This window comes from Pseudomonas migulae (assembly GCF_024169315.1).
GTDB lineage: Bacteria > Pseudomonadota > Gammaproteobacteria > Pseudomonadales > Pseudomonadaceae > Aquipseudomonas > Aquipseudomonas migulae_B.
Window position 1 is genome coordinate 222,501 of the sequence record NZ_JALJWR010000001.1, and the last position, 14,323, is coordinate 236,823.

13 protein-coding genes are annotated in these 14,323 nt (G+C 53.2%); 5 read left to right on the forward strand and 8 right to left on the reverse strand.

Features of this window, described 5'->3' with window-relative positions; genetic code table 11:
- Positions 1–263 precede the first annotated feature (263 nt).
- Complete coding sequence (locus tag J2Y86_RS01070; protein WP_253427450.1) at positions 264–815, forward strand: 4-hydroxylaminobenzoate lyase; 552 nt, start codon at positions 264–266, stop codon at positions 813–815.
- 28 nt (positions 816–843) lie between these two features.
- Here J2Y86_RS01070 and J2Y86_RS30145 read toward each other — a convergent pair whose 3' ends face one another.
- Together J2Y86_RS30145 and J2Y86_RS01080 are read right to left on the reverse strand one after the other, a co-directional pair.
- On the reverse strand, positions 844–1,998 hold the full coding sequence (locus J2Y86_RS30145) for a methyl-accepting chemotaxis protein (protein WP_437180649.1): 1,155 nt from the start codon (positions 1,996–1,998) through the stop codon (positions 844–846).
- Positions 1,913–3,280 (reverse strand): OprD family porin, encoded by a 1,368-nt coding sequence (locus J2Y86_RS01080; RefSeq protein WP_437180650.1) that lies wholly within the window; start codon positions 3,278–3,280, stop codon positions 1,913–1,915. Before J2Y86_RS01080 ends, J2Y86_RS30145 begins: the two co-directional genes overlap by 86 nt.
- A 555-nt stretch (positions 3,281–3,835) precedes the next feature.
- On the opposite strand from J2Y86_RS01080, the gene J2Y86_RS01085 reads away from it, so the two are divergent.
- The 3 genes from J2Y86_RS01085 to J2Y86_RS01095 all read left to right on the forward strand — a co-directional run bounded on the left by J2Y86_RS01085 (position 3,836) and on the right by J2Y86_RS01095 (position 7,923).
- Positions 3,836–4,795 carry an AraC family transcriptional regulator gene (locus J2Y86_RS01085; RefSeq protein WP_367399706.1) on the forward strand — a complete coding sequence of 320 codons (960 nt, stop codon included), beginning with the start codon at positions 3,836–3,838 and terminating at the stop codon, positions 4,793–4,795.
- 198 nt (positions 4,796–4,993) lie between these two features.
- The gene (locus J2Y86_RS01090; RefSeq protein WP_253427452.1) at positions 4,994–6,325 is read left to right on the forward strand and encodes an MFS transporter; all 1,332 of its coding nucleotides are present in this window, start codon (positions 4,994–4,996) and stop codon (positions 6,323–6,325) included.
- Between the two features lie 149 nt (positions 6,326–6,474).
- Positions 6,475–7,923 (forward strand): amidase, encoded by a 1,449-nt coding sequence (locus J2Y86_RS01095; protein WP_253427453.1) that lies wholly within the window; start codon positions 6,475–6,477, stop codon positions 7,921–7,923.
- A 171-nt stretch (positions 7,924–8,094) separates the two neighbouring features.
- On the opposite strand, the gene J2Y86_RS01100 is transcribed toward J2Y86_RS01095, so the two are convergent.
- The 6 genes from J2Y86_RS01100 to J2Y86_RS01125 form a co-directional block, all read right to left on the reverse strand.
- Positions 8,095–9,096 carry an MBL fold metallo-hydrolase gene (locus tag J2Y86_RS01100; RefSeq protein ID WP_253427454.1) on the reverse strand — a complete coding sequence of 334 codons (1,002 nt, stop codon included), beginning with the start codon at positions 9,094–9,096 and terminating at the stop codon, positions 8,095–8,097.
- A 44-nt stretch (positions 9,097–9,140) separates the two neighbouring features.
- The gene (locus J2Y86_RS01105; protein ID WP_253427455.1) at positions 9,141–9,788 is read right to left on the reverse strand and encodes an HD domain-containing protein; all 648 of its coding nucleotides are present in this window, start codon (positions 9,786–9,788) and stop codon (positions 9,141–9,143) included.
- Positions 9,789–9,817: 29 nt separating this feature from the next.
- Positions 9,818–10,525 carry a nitroreductase gene (locus J2Y86_RS01110; protein ID WP_253427457.1) on the reverse strand — a complete coding sequence of 236 codons (708 nt, stop codon included), beginning with the start codon at positions 10,523–10,525 and terminating at the stop codon, positions 9,818–9,820.
- Between the two features lie 128 nt (positions 10,526–10,653).
- Complete coding sequence (locus J2Y86_RS01115) at positions 10,654–11,616, reverse strand: LysR family transcriptional regulator (RefSeq protein ID WP_253427458.1); 963 nt, start codon at positions 11,614–11,616, stop codon at positions 10,654–10,656.
- A 169-nt stretch (positions 11,617–11,785) separates the two neighbouring features.
- Positions 11,786–12,205, reverse strand: coding sequence for a cupin domain-containing protein (locus tag J2Y86_RS01120; RefSeq protein WP_253427460.1), 420 nt, complete (start codon positions 12,203–12,205; stop codon positions 11,786–11,788).
- A 5-nt stretch (positions 12,206–12,210) separates the two neighbouring features.
- The gene (locus J2Y86_RS01125; RefSeq protein WP_253427462.1) at positions 12,211–12,651 is read right to left on the reverse strand and encodes a carboxymuconolactone decarboxylase family protein; all 441 of its coding nucleotides are present in this window, start codon (positions 12,649–12,651) and stop codon (positions 12,211–12,213) included.
- 111 nt (positions 12,652–12,762) lie between these two features.
- Here J2Y86_RS01125 and J2Y86_RS01130 point away from each other — a divergent pair, with 111 nt between their 5' ends.
- Complete coding sequence (locus J2Y86_RS01130; protein ID WP_253427464.1) at positions 12,763–13,683, forward strand: LysR family transcriptional regulator; 921 nt, start codon at positions 12,763–12,765, stop codon at positions 13,681–13,683.
- The last annotated feature ends 640 nt before the right edge of the window (positions 13,684–14,323 follow it).

Genomic DNA, 14,323 nt, shown 5'->3' on the forward strand with positions numbered 1-14,323 from the left:
AGAATTCATCAATGTGACGTAGCGGTGCTGATGACGCCGGAATGAGTTCATCCTGACAGACAGCAATCGGCCAAAAGCGGACGTTCGAATTCGCCCGCTCACACCAAAATCAGCCGTAGAGCTTGTGTCTACGATACTCAGGGGATACACCCGGTGGGCACTCAGATGCACGCTATGCATTTAGACATTGTGAAAAGTTCTCTTTTTTTAACGGTTCAGGCATGGGAATGTGCGGGAAACGTTAAACCAGTGAGTTTCTTTAAATGGAAAAGCGTGAAGAGCTAATTGAAGTGTGTATCGAGTTCCTTTCCCTAATCAAAGATAAGACCGCGGGACCCTGCATAGAACAATGGTTGAACGATAATTACGGACCGGAAAGTGAGATGTACCAAAGAATCGCCAACCTAGTAATTGAAGGTGTTGCGCATGGATGGGCAGCTAGCACCGAAATCAGTGGTCCACACTATCGCCGCAGCCGTCTGTGTGAACCGACCGCTGAAACATTCTTCTTCAGCATCACCGCCGTCTATATGGACAGCAAAGGACACGAGCTGGATAACGCGCAGCGTACATTCCGTGGTGACTATCATTGCCACCCGTACGGGGAATTGAACATGGTTATCCCACTTGAAGAGTGCGCGGTACTGGCGGGGCCACGAGGCTGGCAGGGTGCCGGATGGACTGCCCCGGCCCCCGGAAGCCATCATTATCCTGAGGTTAAAAACGGCGCATTGATTGCCTTTTTTTTCCTGCCTGCCGGACGAATTTCCTATGGCGTCCAGGCTGAATGCGAAATGCAGGTTATGCATTCATAACCTGGCAGCTTGATCGATCAGTCACGTGTTACAGGCTGTTACGGGCTGCAAGTCCCAATTGAGTCGTGGTGTTCATGTCCACACAGACTTCTTCTACTAGCCCCCGTTGCCAAGCCAGGCGTTGAGTGATGCGCTGTACGATTTCCATGCGATCGACGGCCCCCGCCTGGATGTCGGTCATCGCCGTCAGTGCGGCTGCCGATGATAGAAGACTTGCCTGAGTCGATTGACCGATATGTTCGACTCCGACCCGGGCGTCTTTAGCCGACTTTTGCAGTCCACTTGCGATCTGGCGAATCTGTTCGCTGGACTCATTAGCGCGGGAGGCGAGATGGCGCACCTCATCGGCTACCACGGCAAACCCGCGTCCTTGTTCACCCGCGCGAGCGGCCTCTATTGCAGCATTGAGTGCGAGTAGATTGGTCTGTTTCGCAATGTCTTGAATACTGCTGACAATTGCACTGATGCGAATTGATTGGTCACCCAGATCGGTAAACACTTCACCGATACATTCCATATACCGAGCGAGCTCACTGATGGAGTCTTGAGAGGAACGAATGCTGTCTGCACTCGCCGTTACGTTTTCTCCAGACTGGCGCGCGAGGAGTGTTGCCTCATGCATTTCCTGTTCGCTGTGCAGTGCATTTTCCAGCAACACCTTTAGCTTGTTGTTGAGTTGCTCATGTTGGGTGAGTGCATCGTCAAGCATATCGATTGCGAGATCATTTCCGGGGGCATTGCTGTCTGTTAAAGGTAGCAATTGCACATCTTGCGCAGGAGGCGTCGGCAAGGATGAAAAGGATTTCCGAGTTGGCGATTTTTGCAGAAGCAGAATGCCAGCCAGCGTTTGTGCTGCGAACACTAAGAGGGAAAGCAGCGATTGATTGGTCGACCTGCTCAGGTACGTTAATACAAAGGCCAGACCAATGCATAACGCTACCAATATATAAATGGTTCTGTAGTTGACGCGGGAAATACAGCGCCCTTGATCTTCAGTGAACATCGTTGAATTCTCACAATTGGCAATAATCAGAGCTAAGAGCCGACAACGGATCGGCGCCCACTCATTGAATGAGAGGAAAACGAAAATAGTGCCTCTAGAACAAGTCACGAGTGTAAGTGATATACACCCGGTTCTCGTCAATATCTCGCTGATTGGGAACAGTACTGCGTAGCGTCGCATTACGCAGGGACACACTTAAACCTTTAAGCACAGGAGCCTGGAACGCGTAGTTGAAGTGAATATCTCGTTCCCATTCATGTTGATTACCCACATCGGTTTTAACGTTGTCCCCTCGTTGATAGGTCATCAGGGTGGTGAGCCCGGGGATTCCGACACTCGCGAAGTTGAAGCCGTATTGTGCTACCCAAGTATCTTCGCCCGCACGCTGGAAGCGGGCACCGGTTTGTCTGTCTGTGATCAGGTAGGTAGCTGATCCGTCACCTTGATTGACGAAAGGAAAGTCACTGGAGCCGCTGAGCGTTTGATAACCAAGTCCGACAGAGTGAGGTCCCACCGTGTAGGTGAACATCCCGGCCAGCGCTCGATTATCGACTTCGCCGTTATTGTGATAACCGGTACTGCGGTATCCCTCTTGCCGTCCGGCCAGGCTGCCATTGCGGCCATCCGGGCTGCTGTCGAAGAAACGAAGGTCGCTCTTCAAATCCCCGACTGGCAAAGCGAGGTTATGGACCATTCCCAGGAAATGTTGTTGGTAAAAATCTTCCAGGCCGCCGTAGTAGTACTGGAGCAGTAGGTTTGGGCTGAATTTATAGTCGATACCCGCGAAGTAGAATTTGTTGCTGCGTTTGCCTGATGCACCGCCCGCACCTGAAATTGCCAGGTTCTCGTTGTTGGATGAGGTGCGGCTTTTCACCTTTTCGACTTTGCCGCCGGTGAGGGTAATGTTTTCAAAATCCTGCGATGTGATTTGCAGCCCTTCAAAGGTTTCTGGCAATAAACGACCATCGTTGATGATCAGGATTGGCATTTTTGGCCGAAGCGTACCGAGTTTGGCTTCCGTCTTGGCCACGCGCACTTTGGCGGTCAGGCCGAGGCTGCTGAAGTCATTCACTGCGCGACCATCATTGTCGGTAGGGAAGACAAAGCCGGCCTGATTGGTACTATTGGGGTTATAGTGCGTACCTTTGCCGGAGTCCAGGCGGATACCGAGCATTCCCAATGCATCAAGACCAAAACCTACCGGCCCCTGACTGAAGCCGGAAGTATAATTAAGGATAAAACCCGGGCCCCATTCTTCCTGTTTTGAAGGAGTCGCCGCACCGCTGCGATAATCCTGGTTGAAGTAATAGTTACGCAACTCAAGCGTCGCTTTGGAGTCCTCAACAAAGCCGGCAGCTGACGCGGTGAAGGAAAGTCCACAAGAAAATGTTAGAAGACCCATTAAACTCAACGGGTACCATTGCTCCGAACCGATGCCGGAGTGCGCGTGTTTTGTTTTCATGTTCTTTCCGCCATATCTTTATTTTTATTGGGACGTACGGGTAAACAACCGGCAAAGCACTACCTACTGATCTGATGTAGTCAGAAGGGTGTGTTGAAACACTTGTATGGAAAACTATAAATAAAAATGTTGTTTGATCGGGTTCGCGTGAAGCTGCGTTTGCTAATGCCGAGTGCAACAAATTAAATTTGGCATTTGATCAAATTAAAATGATTGGACAGGTGGCGTGTGCGGCATCTCCGGTTCTTATATTTGTTCGTGGAACTGAAATTAAGCCTGGTGCCGAGGGGGCAGTATCCAGTTTTTGCAGATCGTTATCCTTTTTCTCCGTATTTGCGAAGCGTTAGACCGGGGCCAGCGGAGATGGGTGTATAAGGCATTCCGCCCCCGTGAAGGCCGGGAGAAGGGACGCAGCCGTTGGGCGGTTTGTGCCATCTTGTAGTGCAATGATGCTTGACGCCCTTGCGCAGGAGGTGGAATTTCATGAATACGGTGTCTTGGGTAATGCCGTGTAACGGCATCATCGGTGCACCAGACCGACGAACAGAGTACTGAGTGATGGAACAGCTACTTTCAAATCAACAAAGCGCAGTGTTCAGCCTGGCTGACCCTTATGCGGTTTCAGGTTATGTCAACGTACACCTGGGCACCCACAGTATTCATCTCTCCCGATCGCAGGCGTTTGTATCAAGCCTCCTGCACCGCAAGTTCGCCGACTTTGATTTATGTCGTATCAGTTATGGCTCCGATGTGCGGGTTACATCGCCCGCTTTGGAATCGTTTTATCACTTGCAGGTCCTGTTACGCGGTCATTGTCTGTGGCGCAACTACAAGCAGGAGCACTACTTGAGCGCCGGGGAAATGCTGATTATCAATCCTGATGATCGCGTCGATCTGACGAGTTCGGCCGACTGCGAAAAATTCATCCTGAAGATCCCTTCTGCGGTGATGGAAGCGATTTGTCGCGACCAGCGCTGGCTGACGCCCAGTCAAGGTTTGCGGTTTGTCGAACCACGCTATCGGATGAGCGAGCTCGAGGGTTTTTTCGATCTCTTGCGCATGGTGTGCGCTGAGGCGGAGTCCGCTGAGCAAATGCCTCGGATTCAGGAAAACTACATGCAGATTGTTGCGACCAAACTGTTAATGCTGATGCGCACGAATTTGACGCGCCCGGAGTTGAACTCATCCATCGCCACGTTCGAACAGATAGCCGACTACATCAAGCAAAACCTCAAGGAAGACATAGACAGTGACGAACTGGCACGTCAGGCACACATGAGTCCTCGATCGCTGTACGGTCTTTTTGAGCGCACTGTGGGGCTTACCCCCAATCGCTATATTCGGCAGAAGAAGCTGGAGCGAGTACATGCCTGTCTCAGCGATGCGACTTGTGGGTATCGCAACGTCACAGAACTCGCCATGGATTTCGGTTTCCTTCACTTGGGCCGGTTTTCCGAGATTTACCGCAAACAGTTTGGCGAGTTACCGACTGACACCCTCAAGCGTCGCCAGTAAGCAGGCCCGGCTGGCGCCCCTGATACCGCCGGCGCTTGCTGCACATGTTCTTCATCTCAAATTGCCCATCTGTAAAAAGCGGATAAAGGACTGCGATCAGCGGATATAGGCTGAAAACGCCCAGCCCTAGGATTGTGTTGCCTGAAAAAAACAGGGTGACTGTCAGATCCCTTACAACAACAAAAAGAGTTGATCGCCATGCGAAAAATCGACATCAATGAGGTCATCGACCAAGCGTGCTTCAACGCCTTTCATTGGCGGGTACTGTTCTGGTGTGCGTTGATCATCATCTTCGACGGCTACGATCTTGTGATCTACGGCGTTGTACTCCCGGCGATAATGAAAGACTGGGGACTGACGCCGCTGCAAGCCGGCGCGCTGGGCAGCTATGCGTTGTTCGGAGCTATGTTGGGGGCCATCATTTTTGGCTCGCTTTCCGATCGTTTCGGACGCAAATGGATCATTGCCATCTGCGTGATTTTGTTCAGCGGGTTCACGCTGCTTAATGGTCTTGCACGGGATACCACTGAGTTTGGTCTATGTCGTTTTCTGGCGGGGCTTGGAATCGGTGGCGTGATGCCCAATGTTGTCGCGTTGATGAGTGAATACGCACCGAAGAAAATTCGCGGCACGCTGGTTGCAATCATGTTCAGCGGGTATTCCGTGGGCGGGATGCTTTCCTCCGGATTAGGCATGGTGTTGTTACCGAATTTTGGCTGGCAGTCAGTGTTTTACGTGGCGGTTATCCCTTTGATCCTGTTACCGCTGATTATGCGCTATCTGCCGGAGTCGGTTGGTTTCATGATTCGGCAAGGCCACGAAGCGAAAGCCAAAGAGGTCTTGCATCGGGTCGAACCCTCATTCGTATCTTTGCCGGGTGATGAATTTATAGTGCCTGTTCTGAAGGCACCAGGCGCTCCGGTTGTTCAGTTGTTCCGAGAGGGTCGGGCCATTGGCACGTTGATGTTGTGCCTGGTGTTCTTCTGCTGCCTGCTAATGATTTATGCACTTAACTCGTGGTTGCCAAAACTGATGATCACCGCCGGTTATGGCCTCGGATCGAGTCTCAGCTTTTTGTTGCTAATGAACGTCGGAGCTATTTTTGGTGCTGTCGGTGGCGGGTGGATTGGCGATCGCCTAGGCCTGCGCAGGGTTCTGATCGTATTTTTTCTACTGGCCGCTGCATCAATCAGCCTGCTGGGCTTTAACAGCCCGACTGCGATTTTGTATGCGCTGATTTTTGTTGCGGGTGCCACCACTATTGGCACTCAAATCCTGGCTTACTCCTGCGTCGCGGAATTTTTTCCGATGGGCATTCGCACCACAGGATTGGGTTGGATTTCCGGAATCGGGCGCAGCGGAGCCATCAGTGGTCCGATTCTCGGTGGCGTGCTGGTTAGTATCCAGTTGCCCCTCCACTTAAACTTCATCGTATTCGCCATACCGGGCTGCGTGGCCGCGTTAGCTATGTGTTTCGTGCGTCACCGGAAAGTCAAACTCAAAGCGCAAGGTTCGACTCAACCGGTTTGAATCCAATTAAGCGCTGCACATTAATAACATTGCTGTAACCGGTGACATCCCAACTCCATTTACTGACGCTTGTGCAATGTCGGGAGAAGTGTTGCCGATGGGTGGCCGGATCACTTATTCAAACTTCAATCAGAATGGAGTGCCAGTTGATGACAACCCCGATGAACGATGAGGATGTAATCGGCGCAGCAGAGCTTCCGGATCAAATCTGGCGCTGGGACGCAGCGGACATGGCTGCACACATCCGTCTAGGTACAATCTCCAGTCGCGACGCTGTTAAAAGTTGCTATGCGCGTATCGACACCATTAATCCTCATCTGAATGCCATCGTCTTTGCCGATCGACAGCGGGCTTTGCGGGACGCCGATTTGGCTGACAGGCAAGTCCGCAATCACGAAAACCTGGGACCGTTACACGGTGTACCGGTCACCATCAAGTTGAATGTCGATGTCGAAGGCGAGGCCACAACCAATGGCGTACCTGCCTTCGCAGGACGAATCGCGACCGGTGACAGTACCGTTGTCAGCAATTTGCGAAAAGCCGGCGCGATTTGCGTGGGGCGCACCAACACGCCACCGTTTTCTTTTCGCTGGTTTACTGAAAACCCTTTGCATGGGCGCACGCTCAACCCTTGGGATGAGACCGTGACCTCTGGGGGATCGAGTGGCGGGGCAGGGGTCTCGGTAGCAGCAGGCATGTGTCCGTTGGCGCATGGTACTGATATTGCCGGTTCCATTCGCTACCCGGCCTATGTCAATGGCCTGGCAGGTTTGCGCGCCACCCCAGGGCGGATTCCGGCATTTCATCCCACGACCGGCCTGCGCTACCTTGGATTGCAAACTATGTCAGCTCAAGGTCCGCTTGCACGGCGTATGCGGGATGTGCGCCTGGGGTTGGTCGCCATGGCCCGTGCTGATCGTCGCGATCCGATGTGGGTGCCAGCGCACATGGATTACCCAGATGATTGGACGGCAGTACGTGTTGCCTTGGTCGATGAACTTCCAGGCAGCACGATAGCGCCCGCGATTAAAACGGCTTTAAACAAGGCGGGCCAAATCCTGGAAGCAGCGGGATATGTGGTTGAACGAGCCATGCCCCCAGGATTGACCGAAGGCGTTGAGATCTGGCAATCGATTGTCATGACTGAAGCGCGTATGGGGATGTTTGCCGGTGTGAAAGCGATAGGTGATGACGTCATCCTGCGCTCAGTTGAAAACATGCTGGCGGGCGCCCCACCCGTTGATCTTGAGGGCTATGCACTCGCCATCGCCCGTCGTGATCAACTACGTCGCCAGTGGAACGAATTCATGATCCGCTATCCACTTATTCTCATGCCCACCTCTTGTCGCTTGCCCATGAAGTGGGGTGAAGATCTAGGCTCGACAGAGGATATGAAGCGAGTGTTAGTGGACCAGAGCCCGCTTATTACTGTGGCGGCACTTTGTTTGCCCGGTCTGAATGTTCCAACAGGCGTGGTCGACGGTCTCCCGACCGGGGTTCAGTTGGTCGCTGACAGCTATCGAGAACAACGCCTATTGGTCGCGGGAAGCGTCATCGAGCGAGAGGTCGACATGCCCAACTTGCATGATCGCTTTTGACTGAGCAGTGTTTAGATTTTCTACTTGCCTCACGCAAGTAACCAACCGCTACCGTTCGCTCCCGTGAGGTAGTTTGGCGAGACCCTGTTGCCAATATTTCGGGTCTCGCTTTTTTTGATCGCTTCAAAGATGCTCTTTGCGTTCGCATACCAAGGCGAGATTTTTCTGCCTCTACAGGCCGGCATACACCAGTTGGACAAAGTGATCCGGCTTGATCACGAAGTTGCCCCATTTTGCGTCAAAGGCAGCAGAAGGTTTCGCAGCGATAACCTCGTCCAGCGATTTACCTTGTAGTTTTAACCGCCTGACGTTATCGCGCACTGCCACCAACATATCGCGAAACTCTATGATTTGAGTCCGTGTTCCCAACGGACCATGACCGGGAATCACGATCGTGTGATCAGTGCTGCGTTCAATGGCTTTGTTGGCCCATTTGATTGCAGCATCGACACTGCCGCCGTCCTGGTTGTCGATAAACGGATAGCCTGCATTCCAGAACGTATCACCCATCGCCAGTACGTCGGCTTTTTCAAAGTAGATCATCAGGTCACCGTCAGTGTGCCCGGGACCAAAGTGCTCGACTATGATTTTGCTTCCCTCGAAGGTAAAGGTCTTTTCATTTTTCACTAGAACGGTCGGTCGTGCCCCTGCGGGGACAGGCTGGAATGTCCAGTTCCAATCATCGACGTGCGTGGTGTGGGACAGATGTTTCAGTGTATTGGCTTGCGCCACAATGGTCGCGCCTGCCGCGTGCATCCAGGCATTGCCGTCAGTGTGGTCCCAGTGCCAGTGGGTGTTGACCACATATTTCACCGGCGCCGGGCTGATTGCCAACAGCGCCGCTTTGACTTTTTCCCGGGATTTACTGATTCCCGCATCGACCAGAAACGTACCCTCCTTACCGGACAACACCACGATATTGGCACCGGAACCTTCAAGAACACTGATGTTGTCTCGAAGCGAGTGCGTGATGATGTCGTTGTCGGCACGGTGCAAATAATGATTTCCGGCACCGGTGTGGAAATAGTCATTTTGAACGGGTTTGTCGCCTGCTGCGAAAGTCATGTCAGCGCCAAACAGTGAGGCTGTGGCTATTGTCGCTGTGAGAATAAAGTCAGCAGAAAGCGTCGCGGCACGCTTGCTCAAGTGTCTGCGTTTTTTAACGGGGTTCATTTTGCTTGCTCTTTTACTGAGTGGACGTGCAGTGGTTTACCGCGTTAACAAAGCTCCCAATGCGAGCACAAAATGATGCTGCACAGATTTGTTCGCTTGAAACCTGGATCCTTGAAGGCAAGGAAGTCATCGTTGAAGGTGCCGAATGTGCTGTCAGGCCGATGTTTCATGCCGTGATAAAACTCGTCGATCATCTTGTGAGCAAAACCGGATTCGCGGGGATAGGCGGCGATCACCGCGCTACGTTGTTCGTCGGTGAACTGTTCAAAGCCACGTCCCGCCACGTCCATTCCCGCGCCGGCCTGCAGCAGGGCAATTTCTGAATGCATATGCTCTGGAATGCCCGGCGTTGTATGCAGTGCGATCGCGTTCCAGACCTTTTCTATATCGGCCCCGCCAATGCCATGGCTGCACAGGAAATCGCGCGCGGCATTTGCGCCGTCCACCTCAAAGCGAAGTTGACTGTTTTGGTATATCGACGTCAGCCCGATATCGTGAAACATCGATGCGGCGTAGAGCAGTTCAGGGTCAAATATCAGGCCTTTACGATTACCGATCAGCGCGCCCCAAAAGTAAACGCGTGTGGAGTGGGAAAACAGCAATTCACTCTCAGTGTCGCGGATCAGTTGCGTCACCTCGCGTGCTAATGAACTGTCAGGGATTTTTACGTCGAAAGTATCGTTGGGTGCCATGGTTCTTTATCTCTCCAGTAAGCCAAAGTTCAGAAACCGTGAAGCGAGGCGAATTCGTCAATGGACGCTTTCGGCATGTGCGGACGCCGTTTGGCCCAGTCCGGATCACCGAACCCCATGGCCATGCTGCACACCACTAACTCTTCAGAAGCGAGTGGCAGATGCGCACGAAAAACGGTGTGGTAGCGGGAGAGGAATTCTTGAGTGCAAGTGTCGAGCCCACGCGCTTTTGCTGCGAGCATGACGTTCTGGATAAACATGCCCAGATCCAGCCAGCTACCTTTCTCAAGGCGCCGGTCGATGGTAAAAACCAGGCCGATTGGCGCGTCGAAGAAACGGCAATTTCGCTCGGTCTGTTCCGCTCGAGCGGGCAGGTCCTCGTGTGCGATACCCAGAGAGCCATAGAAGACCGATCCGAACTCGCGCCGGCGTGAAGCGAATGGCTCGGGCAACGGATCAGGAAGGTAGCTGTATTCGGATGAGTGCAGACCAGGCGCTGTTTTGTGTGCGGCAGTGATGGCGTCTGTCAGCGCCGTTTTGGCTGCCCCCACCGTCACGTAGACGCGCCAGGGTTGCACGTTCGCTCCGGTGCCCGCATGGCGCGCGGCATGCAGAATACCTGTGATGGCTTCAAGATCGACAGCGCGATTAAGATAGAACCGATTGGCAAATCGACTCATCATGATGCGCTCGACGTCAGTAAATGCTTGTGTCGATTTAGCTTGGGTACTAGGCATGGTCACCGTCCAATCAGCGGGTGTATTCGGGTACCCTACGCCGCTGATTTACGGTTAATGAAGTGCAATTTTCATAAGATGAAAATGCATGCGGTGCACGGGAGCGAACATTGCATTTCGGTGATGAATTACGAATCCAGATCACCGACAAGCTGTGCCGCGTTTTTAAGCATGATGCGCAGCCATTTGTGCCCGGGATCATGCGTATGGCGTTCATGCCACACCATCTGCACAGCCCGCGGGGGAGAGTTCCAGGGCAATTCCGAAAGGTAGGCTGATCCGGATTGGTGGAATAACTTTGCCAGGGTGGCTGGCACGATCGCCGCGATTTCAGAGCCAGCTAGCAGGCTCGGCACTGCCAGAAAATGAGGTTGCACGATCTTGAGTTCCGGGTGTTTGCCGATCGAGTTGAAGGCAGCCGTCAACGCCTTACGGTCGAACATTTCAGTGCGCCGCGTCAGCCCGCGCTCCGAGAGCAGACCATCTTCCGAACCGCTCGTAGAAACAACCAGCAGCGGTAGATTCGATAGATCATCCAACCCGATCTCGCTGCCGGCGAGCGGATGATTGATATCGACCACCATCATGTCCCGTTCTTCGAACAGCACTTGTTCGCGTAACCGATGGGGAATGCTGGAGAAAGAACCCAACGCAATGTCCACGCGGCCGACATCGATCTGCGCAGTCAAATCGATCCTGCTGGCGGGCAATACGGTGAAACTCGCGTAAGGCGCGATAGTTGAAATCGTCCGCAAAAAGGTCGGCAGTATCACCGCGGTCATATGGTCGGTCGCGGCGATACAGAACTGGCGATCGGTATGACGTGCATCAAACTCTCTGGGACCGACCGCACGTTCGATCGCTACCAGGGCATCTCGCACCAGCGGTGCCATTTCGAGTGCCCGAACGGTTGGCTCCATCCCGTTCGTCGTGCGCACGAACAACTCATCGTTGAGCAACGCCCGTAGTCGAGAGAGTGCATGACTGACCGCAGACGGGCTGAGACTGACGACTTCACTCGCCCGCAGGACATTTTTTTCCCGAATGATTGCGTCGAACACCCGTAGCAAATTCAAGTCCAGATTTCGCATTTCCAATTCACCACGTTTGCCTGCCTACCTGCCTTCCATCCTGCCGTAGCTGGGCATTTCGTTGGTACCAGCCCGATAAAAATTCTAGTCCGTTTCTCCGTCGCGCAAGCGCCACAAGCGGATTTACGTCGAGGGTGTGGGACGTAATCACCGCCAATGGCGTCAAGGTTTATGGCTTTGATTCGGTGGGTTGCACCAGTGTTTCCTTATCATTGGAGAGCAACCAGGCGACAAGGGAGGCGGGCTGGGATGTGCTTGGATTGCGCGTTACCCGATGCAACTGACCTGGCTCCTCATACCATGCTTGTCCCGCTTTGTAGAGCTGCGGCGGCTGGCCGTCGAGCGCCGACTCAATTTCACCGCTCAGCACAACGACAAACACATGCCCTGGATGTCGATGGGGAGTGGAAGTAGCACCGGGCGCGAAATCGACACGAACGGCAGTGGCCTTCGCAAAAGCCTGTGGAGGCAACGCAGCTTGAGCGATCGGAGTAACGATTTCATCTCCGGCGCCACCGCCATGAGCCAGGGCAACTGTACTGAGCATGCCTATCAACACTGCATCGATTAGCTTTACTAGCAAGTTCATGATGTTTATTCCGGCTGCATTGCGAAGCCAACGCCAAAGCGATTCCAGGCGTTGATCGTGGCAATCACAAAGGTCAATTCCGCCAGCTCCTGGGCGTTGAAGGCGGCGGCGACTTCTTCGTAGATGTCATCTGGTGCATGGGTCGTTGCGACCAGCGTCAGCGTCTCGGTCCATAACAGGGCGGCGCGTTCCTGCTGATTGAAAAAAGGTGTTTCCTTCCAGGTACCCAAAGCTGCCAGGCGACGTAATGTTTCACCTTGGTTAGCGGCATCGGTGGTATGCATATCAACGCAGTAGGCGCAGCCGTTGATTTGGGATGCCCGGATCCGTACCAACTCCCGCAAAGCGAGTGGAAGCACCGATTCCGAAATGGCTTTTTCCAGCCCCATCATGGCCTTCATCGCCTGAGGAGCAACTGCGTAATAGTTAAGGCGTTTTGAAGTCATTTCTTTATCTCCAGTCAACCGAAGGTTTCGGCCCTGAAGCAACTGTATTGGCTGAAACTAACGAGATAAACTGGGGGAAATCGACTTCGTTGTGCGAGAACTCGGATAATCATGGCTTTTGATCGATTGGAGGCGATGCGTGCGTTTTGCCGAATCGTCGAAACTGGAAGTTTTACGCGCGCGGCGCACGCGTTGAACGTGGCGAAAACGACTATATCCGGCCAGATACAGGGCCTTGAGTCGCTGTTGTCGGTAAAGCTGTTGCACAGGACCACTCGAAGGGTAACTCCCACCACAGATGGTGCCGCTTACTATCAGCGTGCCCGCGCCGTGCTCGATGATATCGACGAACTGGAAGTGTCCATTTCGCAGAGTCGAACTGAGGCGCGCGGGAGGGTGCGAGTGGAGATGCCTTCTCCAGTCGGGACATGCCTCATCATTCCATCCCTGCCTGACTTTTCGAAGTTGCATCCGAATATTCAACTGGACATCGGTTGTAGTGAACGCGTGGTCGATCTCGTGCAGGAGGGCATTGATTGTGCATTTCGAGGCGGGCCGATCACGGATGACGGACTGGTGTGCCGGCCGGTGGGGCAGATGCGCTTCTGCTTGTGTGCATCATCCACGTACCTCAGGAATACTCCCCCAATATTGAGGCCTGAGGATTTAATGCATCACCGGTACCTTGGTTTCACATTTCCAGGTTCGGGCAAACAGCTGACCCCAGTGCTGCGGAACGGGGATAGAACGTTCGCGATTGATCAACTTCCGGCAATGCGTTTTAACCATGGGGACGCTTATATGACGGCCGGGTTGTCAGGACTTGGATTTATTTCCGTGCCTCTGGCACAAGCAAACCCGCACCTTCAGTCGGGACAGTTGATACCGGTTCTACCTGACTGGATCTTAGGCGGCATGCCCATCAGTCTCGTCTATCCCTACTCGCGGCATTTATCAGCCAGGGTGAGGGTCTTTGCAGACTGGGCAGCAGCGCTGATGGCAAACGATCCTCATTGGAAGATAGACGCATGACCGCCCAGTAATTCGATGCAGCTCCAATTTGGCGCAAGCATCGAGCAGATGAACTTGCGCGGTAACTTGTCTCTGACAGGTCTGGGGTGTGCGCTGGATACAGCGACGCTGCATCCAGCGATCCAATGTGTTTTTTAGCTGACAGCGAGCCATATTCATCGATCATTTTGGCGCAGAGGTTTCCGAGAGTGACCGGGCGACTTCGCTGTAGCCGTTACACCATCATCCTGAAACCAAGCTCGCCGAACGACCGCTATGGGTCGATAGCTGCCCATCTAGAAAGGAAGTAATCGGCCCAAACCGGAAGCTTTAACCCGCGAATTCATGCCGATGATGGATTGGACCAACTATCCACCACACCCTAATAAATAAAGGCCAATAAGGGCCACACGAAAACCACGTACCAACTTCGTACCAACCATTATGCAACTGCCATTCAGTCTCCCTTCACTCGCACCCTTCTGTAGCCAATTTTAAGCATCCATTTTTCGCTCCAATCTGAGCACTGTCGATACTGTCAAAAGGTCCTAGTGCGTCGACACCGGTCTCTATCAAATCCCGCTTGCTGTATGAGGTTTGCAGGCTCCTACGCTTGGCTTTTCATGGAGGAATTGTGATGCCCAATGTCGATCTCCCGAAA

Excerpts from the sequence above, each read along its gene's own strand:
- J2Y86_RS01115 (WP_253427458.1), bottom strand. The coding sequence starts at position 11,616 with ATGCGAAATCTGGACTTGAATTTGCTACGGGTGTTCGACGCAATCATT.
- J2Y86_RS30145 (WP_437180649.1), bottom strand. The coding sequence starts at position 1,998 with ATGCGACGCTACGCAGTACTGTTCCCAATCAGCGAGATATTGACGAGA.
- J2Y86_RS01130 (WP_253427464.1), top strand. The coding sequence starts at position 12,763 with ATGGCTTTTGATCGATTGGAGGCGATGCGTGCGTTTTGCCGAATCGTC.
- J2Y86_RS01125 (WP_253427462.1), bottom strand. The coding sequence starts at position 12,651 with ATGACTTCAAAACGCCTTAACTATTACGCAGTTGCTCCTCAGGCGATG.
- J2Y86_RS01105 (WP_253427455.1), bottom strand. The coding sequence starts at position 9,788 with ATGGCACCCAACGATACTTTCGACGTAAAAATCCCTGACAGTTCATTA.
- J2Y86_RS01095 (WP_253427453.1), top strand. The coding sequence starts at position 6,475 with ATGACAACCCCGATGAACGATGAGGATGTAATCGGCGCAGCAGAGCTT.
- J2Y86_RS01070 (WP_253427450.1), top strand. The coding sequence starts at position 264 with ATGGAAAAGCGTGAAGAGCTAATTGAAGTGTGTATCGAGTTCCTTTCC.
- J2Y86_RS01100 (WP_253427454.1), bottom strand. The coding sequence starts at position 9,096 with ATGAACCCCGTTAAAAAACGCAGACACTTGAGCAAGCGTGCCGCGACG.
- J2Y86_RS01120 (WP_253427460.1), bottom strand. The coding sequence starts at position 12,205 with ATGAACTTGCTAGTAAAGCTAATCGATGCAGTGTTGATAGGCATGCTC.
- J2Y86_RS01080 (WP_437180650.1), bottom strand. The coding sequence starts at position 3,280 with ATGAAAACAAAACACGCGCACTCCGGCATCGGTTCGGAGCAATGGTAC.
- J2Y86_RS01110 (WP_253427457.1), bottom strand. The coding sequence starts at position 10,525 with ATGCCTAGTACCCAAGCTAAATCGACACAAGCATTTACTGACGTCGAG.
- J2Y86_RS01090 (WP_253427452.1), top strand. The coding sequence starts at position 4,994 with ATGCGAAAAATCGACATCAATGAGGTCATCGACCAAGCGTGCTTCAAC.